Origin of the sequence: Microcoleus sp. D2_18a_D3 (genome assembly GCF_036702455.1) — a bacterium.
Taxonomy (GTDB): Bacteria; Cyanobacteriota; Cyanobacteriia; order Cyanobacteriales; family Microcoleaceae; genus Microcoleus.
Genome location: NZ_JAUBTK010000040.1, coordinates 58,270 through 64,854, shown reverse-complemented (window position 1 = coordinate 64,854; position 6,585 = coordinate 58,270). Strand labels below are relative to the sequence as shown.

4 protein-coding genes are annotated in these 6,585 nt (G+C 46.6%); 1 reads left to right on the top strand and 3 read right to left on the bottom strand.

The features are described from left to right. Window positions 1–282: 282 nt before the first annotated feature. The 3 genes from QUB06_RS18830 to rnhA all read right to left on the bottom strand — a co-directional run bounded on the left by QUB06_RS18830 (window position 283) and on the right by rnhA (window position 2,599). Window positions 283–681 (bottom strand): DUF3037 domain-containing protein, encoded by a 399-nt coding sequence (locus QUB06_RS18830; RefSeq protein ID WP_333144229.1) that lies wholly within the window; start codon window positions 679–681, stop codon window positions 283–285. Continuing rightward, window positions 659–1,447, bottom strand: a complete 789-nt coding sequence (locus tag QUB06_RS18825) for a HipA family kinase (protein WP_190738792.1) — start codon at window positions 1,445–1,447, stop codon at window positions 659–661. Before QUB06_RS18825 ends, QUB06_RS18830 begins: the two co-directional genes overlap by 23 nt. Window positions 1,448–1,693: 246 nt before the next feature. Continuing rightward, window positions 1,694–2,599 (bottom strand): ribonuclease HI, encoded by a 906-nt coding sequence (gene rnhA, locus QUB06_RS18820; RefSeq protein WP_333436563.1) that lies wholly within the window; start codon window positions 2,597–2,599, stop codon window positions 1,694–1,696. A gap of 539 nt (window positions 2,600–3,138) precedes the next feature. Between rnhA and QUB06_RS18815 the strand changes: the two genes are divergently transcribed. Further along, window positions 3,139–6,585: two-partner secretion domain-containing protein (locus QUB06_RS18815; protein ID WP_333436562.1), on the top strand; the 3,447-nt coding region annotated here is incomplete at its 3' end.

The following is a 6,585-nucleotide window of genomic DNA, read 5'->3' as shown; positions in this document are numbered from 1 at the left end:
GTTAGGGCGACCAGACATTTTTATTGGCTCCTTTACTTCTTACATAAGTCTATCACATCTTTAAAAAAATGGTATTAATCTGTGTTGATCTGCCTGTATCTGCGGTTAAACAAAGAGAATAACCGCAGATGACAATGGATAGACGCCCATTTACGCAGATTAAGAGAAGAGAGATAGGAATAATTCCGATGCTAACAGATTTGATATTACCAGTCAGAACTTTTGCTCTGGCGTTCTCATCTTTAGCTAAAATGAGTAAATCTAAAATCTAAAATCTAAAATCTAAAATCGACTTGACGATCGCACCATTGTATCGAGCAAGTGTTCGATCGCACCCGGTAAATTCTGGCAAAAACCAGTGTGTACGCGCGATGTCTGAACGATCGTGCTGCGGGGCGCTACGAGCCAGTGAAAGCGCTCTCTGTGGGGAAGTTGACCGATCGCGCCAGATTCCTTGCCGCCTGCACAAATGATGGGAATGACTGCTAGGTGATTGCGAATCATTTCCAAATCCAACGTTGAGTCGATCGCCATCAAGCGCTGTTCATCAATTTCGATCCGGGCTTCAAGGAATTTTTTCGTACCGCAGGAAACGATCGCCCCCACGTTGATAAACTCCTCGCGCTCGACTTTGGGAACGACGCGGATAATGGCGTAATCATAAAGAAATCGATCGGGCACTAATCGCTTCCTCCAAAAAAATATGTGGTGATTCTAGCCGATTTAGCAAATACTCGATATAAGCATCCCGATGTTGGTTGCTATCGCTGAAAGGAGAATCTCCCACCAGCCAAGTATCAGGAATTAGTTTAACAATGTTGCGAATGATGTCCGGGGTTAGCGTTTGAGTCATCTTTGAATTTGCCGCTTCCAGCGTACTGGCAAAACGCAGTAGAACGTGGTCTTTGATTGGCGGAAAACGATCGCGGCTGCGCGAGAGATAATCTTTCCAGGTGTGGTGGAAGTAGAGGGCTGCACCGTGATCGATCAGCCAAAGCCGGCGGTGCCATACCAGCATATTTGCATTGCGCGGCGTGCGATCGATGTTGGTCACGAAAGCATCGAACCAGACAATTTCTGAGGCAAGATCCGCCTCAGACTTGCCCGCTATCGGGTCAAAAGTGATGGAGCCCGGGAGATAGTCGAGGGCGAGGTTGAGGCCAGCACTTGCTCGGATCAAATCTTGAATTTCCGGGTCAGGCTCAGTGCGAGCCAGTTCGGGATCGAGTTCAACAAAGACGAGTTCGGGGATTGGGAGTCCGGAGGCGCGAGCAATCTCTCCCGCCACTAGCTCGGCTATCAGAGATTTGGCTCCCTGGCCCGCACCGCGAAATTTGAGCACGTACATACCATCATCATCTGCTTCGACGATCGCCGGCAGCGACCCGCCCTCGCGCAAGGGAGTGACATATCTGGTAGCAGTGACTGTTCGCAAGCTGATACTCATGCTATTTTAGATTTTATATTTGAGATTTTAGATGCAAAATCACTGATTTTATGAGCGTTTGGAATACGGGCTTACAGACAGTTGGATTCTTGATTTTAACTAAGACTGATGTTAAGTAGTTTGTTTACTAAACTGATGACTAAAAGGACACAACATTGTTGTGTCCCTACGGAATTTTGCCAAATCTTGCTTTGAGACAGCCATTAGTCATCAGTCATTAATCAACTAATAACTCATGACTAACCACTAATCAGTTGTACTAACGTGGTCGATTCTCTCTAATTGCCAGAGAATTTGGTTGCCCTCGCGCCGCACCCGCGAAACTACCCAATTCCGCCAAACCCAGTTGTCTCCACGACTGGTGACAGCGCTGGCATTGACATCCATCAAATCAGCCAGTTCAGAACTGGTAATCAAGTAGCCTTTCGTCGCAACCTCGTCGGCGATGTGCAACGTTTCGATCAGATTGCGGAGGTCTTGAACCCTCACCTCGCGGGGCAAGTTCTCCAGGGTATCGGCAGTTGAATCCATCATGGTAGAGTTGGAGATCGGAAGGTCAGAAGTTATGACATAGGATTCTATCGTTTTGTTACCAGTTGTGTCCGTTCCTTCCCAAACAATTGTGTTGTCAAAGTGTAGGGGCGGTGCCCCCGTGCCCGCCCCGGCCTCGTCTCCCGTTGGTTTGCGCTGTTGCAGTTCGGGAGTGAGATTGTGCGAGAAGCTGCGGGCGATTTCATCGCATCTGTCGTTGTAGAAGTCGCCGGAGTGGCCGCGGACGTGTTCCCACTTGATTTGCCGGGAATTCAGCTTGTCTAGCCGGTGCCAAAGGTCTTGGTTGACAACATCTTTTCCGGTTGAGGTTTTCCAGCCTTTATTTTTCCAGCCTTGAATCCATTTGGTGATGCCGTTTTTAACGTATTCGCTGTCGGTGTAAACGGTGACTGGTTCGGTTTGACCGGAATTGGCAAAAAATTCCAGCGCAGCGACTGCCGCCTGCATTTCCATGCGGTTGTTAGTAGTTTGGGGGTCTCCACCTCCGAGTTCGTGACAGTTGCCGTCGGCGAAGCAAACTACTGCACCCCAGCCACCTGGGCCTGGGTTGCCGGAACAAGCGCCGTCTGTGTAGAGGCTTTTGATTTTGGGAGTTGTCATGAGCGAATTAATGTGTAATTTAGAGGTAAGTTGTTTGCAAGTGCGATAATTCAGGCAATGGAGATAGTTTTACTTGCTGCTGTCAGGAACTCAGGACTGAAGTCACTGAGCTTGTAAGAAATTGCAAGCTGTTCTGACCAGACCCCTCTTATGAGGAGACGTTATTTAGGTCACGACACCGGAAAATGCGACGCTAGTTTTGGGCTCTGTCATCTGCAATTAAACAGTTTTAAAGTCACTAAAACAGTGTTGCAGGTCTAACAAGCCTTTATAACCAGGTCGAAGCGCACATTACCCCGCAAGGGAGGCTCATTTGAGCAAAACACTATGCGCTCGCGGGTTGAGAACTTGAGATGGCAATTGTCCCATTGAAAGTACATTACAAAAGTACACCGAGCAATCAATCCCAAGGCGGTAGTAAGGAACCCACGGTATCCCGGAGGTTTCGATGAAAAAAGATTCAAGGCGGTTGAAACCGCCACGTCGTTTCCCACGAGTAGTCTAAATACACGCTCGTTTCCCACTTACCGAATTTTTTTATGAAAAATGCCAACTTAAAGATTAAAAAGGTTGCGCTATTTATTTGTCCGTTTTCTTTGTTAATTTTTAATACTTTCGCGCAAGCACAGCCCATAGTGCCTGCTGCTGACGGTACGGGTACTGTTGTCAGCCCGATCGGCAACCGTTATGATATCAACGGCGGCAGTTTGTCGGGAGACGGCGCGAATCTTTTTCACAGTTTTGGGCAGTTCGGCTTGAATCAAGGTCAAATTGCTAATTTTCTGACTAATCCGGCTATTCAGAATATATTAGCTCGAATTGCTGGCGGGGACGCTTCGCTAATTAACGGTTTAATTACTGTCACGGGCGGCAATTCTAATCTTTTTCTAATTAATCCTGCGGGGATTGTGTTTGGCCCGAACGCGAGTTTGAATGTGCCGGCGGCTTTCACTGCAACTACTGCTACTGGTGTCGGTTTTGGTTCAAATTGGTTTAATGCTGCAGGTACAAATAATTTTAGCGCGTTGGTTGGTACGCCAAATGGTTTTTATTTTAGTGCGGGTGTACCGGGAAGTATTGTTAATGCTGGCAATTTAGCGGTGACTCCGGGGCAAAATTTGGCTTTGCTTGGCGGTACGGTTGTTAGTACCGGGCAGTTGTCGGCTGCGGGCGGGCAAATTACTATTGCTGCTGTTGCGGGAGATCAGGTTCTCCGCATTAGTCAACCGGGACATTTGTTGAGTTTGGAAATAGCAACGGGCGGAAATTTTGGGAATTTTCAACAGACTTTAAATCCTGTTTCTTTGCCGCAGTTGCTGACAGGTACTGGGCAAAATCAGGCGGCGGGTGTTGCGGTTGCGGATGACGGTTCTGTGCGGCTTGTGGGATCGGGTTTGCAGGTGAATTCTGGGGATGTGGCGATTCCTGCTAATGTGTCTGGGCTGCCGCAGTTGAATGCGGGAAGTGCGAATTTATGGGCTGCGGAAAATCTCACGTTAGCGGGCGCTAGGCTGCAAACTACGGGGGATTTGAGTTTGCTGGGTGGGGATGCGGTGCGGGTCAGGGACAGCGCCCAGAATCCTTTTTTGGCGCAGGCTGGGGGGAATTTATACATTCAGGGATCTCGCACTATTGATATTCTCACTCAAAATGCGATCGGCGGTTTATCTCTTCCCCCGCAATTCCAAAGTGGCGGCAATTTGAGTTTGGTTAGCAACGGCGTTATTTCGGGGGATTCTCACTTTGTTTCGGGTGGCAATTTTTCGATTCGCAATTTGTCGGGAATGCCGGGAAATTTGGTCAGTTTATTTGACCCGATTATCAGTTCGGAAGGAGATGTTTTCTTTGGAGATTATACCGGAGTTTCGCTGAAAGTCGAGGCGAGGGGGAGTATTGTTGGCGAGGATATTACAATTACCGGCCCCGATATTGCGTTGGGTAGGGAAAATGTGAGTGGTGATCCAGATATTGCTATTTTAACCAGCAGTCCGGCTTTAATTCTGCGGGCTGGAGTGCAAAATTTGGCAAATTCTCCTAATGTTCCTAATTCTCCTACAGATACTCCGGGTGATAATGAACAACCTAATCCTTTAGGTGACGATGCAATATTTACTCCTGCGTCTATTTTATCGAATAATTTGATTTCTGTTGAAAATATTTCGGCCGGCGGGCCGGTGATTTTGTCAGCGCCGGGAACAATCGCAACTAGAGATATTAATGGCGGTCAAATTAATCTCGAAAGCAGAGAAGGGGCAGTGCTAGTTGGGGGCAGATTAACGTCTAGTTCGATAATTAATATTCAAGCTAATGACAATATTATATTGACAAGTGACATTTCTCGTGCTGATATCAACGGCAGTATTAGTCTGAATACTGTTCGAGGCAATATAGTAACAGGGTCGATCGATACTGGGACTTCCGGGGCGATCGAACTCAGAGCTTTTGGCAATGTGAATTTTGGGACTTTGCAGGGATCTAATGTTGATATTACCAGTAACTCCGGGGCATTGGGGGTTTTGACTGATGCCAATATCATTGTGCCTAATACTACACCTGTCAATATTACAGCAACCGAGAATATTAATTTGACAGCTTTTAGGGACTTAACGGTTGGCAATCTCACCGCTGCGACTGTCAGTGCTAGCAGCAATGGGAGTGTTAATACGGGTGCGATCGCTACTTCGGGAGATGTCAGAATTCTAGCGGGACAGGAAATCAACACAGGGGCAATAACTGTTAATCCTGTGACCACAAATCCAGTTAATCCCCTCATTACTACAGTAAATTTGGATGCACAAACTAATATGAATGTTGCATCGATTAACGCTGGCACTGGCACTATTAATTTGAGAGCATCCAGCGATTTAAATGCAGGAAGTTTGCAAGGTGGAGCCGTTGATCTCAAGAGCGATAGTGGAAATATTGCGCTCGGTAATACTACATCTCTTGGCAATATTAATATAATAGGTTCGGGCAATGTAAATTCTGGGGATTTGTTGGGAGCAAGAGTTAATATAAATAGCAATTCGGGAAGTGTTAATATTGAAACAGCTACAGCAACAGAAAATACTGTCAATTTAACAGGGCTGCTAAATGTAAATTCAGGGGATTTGCGGGGAGTTGGAGTTAATGTAAACAGCAATGCGGGAAGTATTAATATTGGCAATACGGACGCTACAACAGGAAATGTCAATTTGACAAGTTCTGGCAATGTAAATTCAGGAGAGTTGCGGGGAGTTGGAGTTAATGTAACTAGCAATACGGGAAGTATTAATATTGACAATACCGACGCCACAACAGGAAATGTCAATTTAATAGCGCCGCTAGATGTAAATTCACGAGACTTGCAGGGAGTTGCAGTTGATGTCACTAGCAGCAGGGGAACAGTCAGCACTGGTAATATAAGTGCTGTTGAAAGTGTCGGAATTTTAGCCGCAAACGAAATCAAAATAGGGCGAATAAATGTTAATCCTGTTGTTAGTGCCGATCGCACTTCTACAGTAAATCTTAACGCTCAAAATGATATCAGTGTTGCATCGATCGATGCTCCGGGCGGTAATGTTGAGATCGCAACTCCGGGTTTAGTTCGAGTGACGGGTACTTTTGACCAAAACGGCACTCCTCTTAGCGTCTCGACTCTTGGTAGCATTCAACCGGGTACAGTTACGATCCGCCACGGCGGCGGCGATGTCAATCCGCCGATACCTTTTGCGGTGGGAGATGCGACGACTAACGGTACTGCTGGGGCGATCGCCAGTAATCCTGTGGGTACGATTACTCAGGGCCAATCTTTCATCAATTCTTACACTCAAGGCAATAGTGCGATCGTCACTACAAATCAACCAACTAATCCCAACAATCCCAACAATCCGAATAATCCCAACAATCCCAACAATCCGAATAATCCCAACAATCCAAATAATCCCAATAATCCCGACAATCCAAATAATCCCAATAATCCCGACAATCCAAATAATCCCAATAAT

Bases quoted from the DNA above. Each gene is read 5' to 3' on its own strand.
- rnhA (WP_333436563.1), bottom strand. From the start codon at position 2,599: ATGACAACTCCCAAAATCAAAAGCCTCTACACAGACGGCGCTTGTTCC.
- QUB06_RS18825 (WP_190738792.1), bottom strand. From the start codon at position 1,447: ATGAGTATCAGCTTGCGAACAGTCACTGCTACCAGATATGTCACTCCC.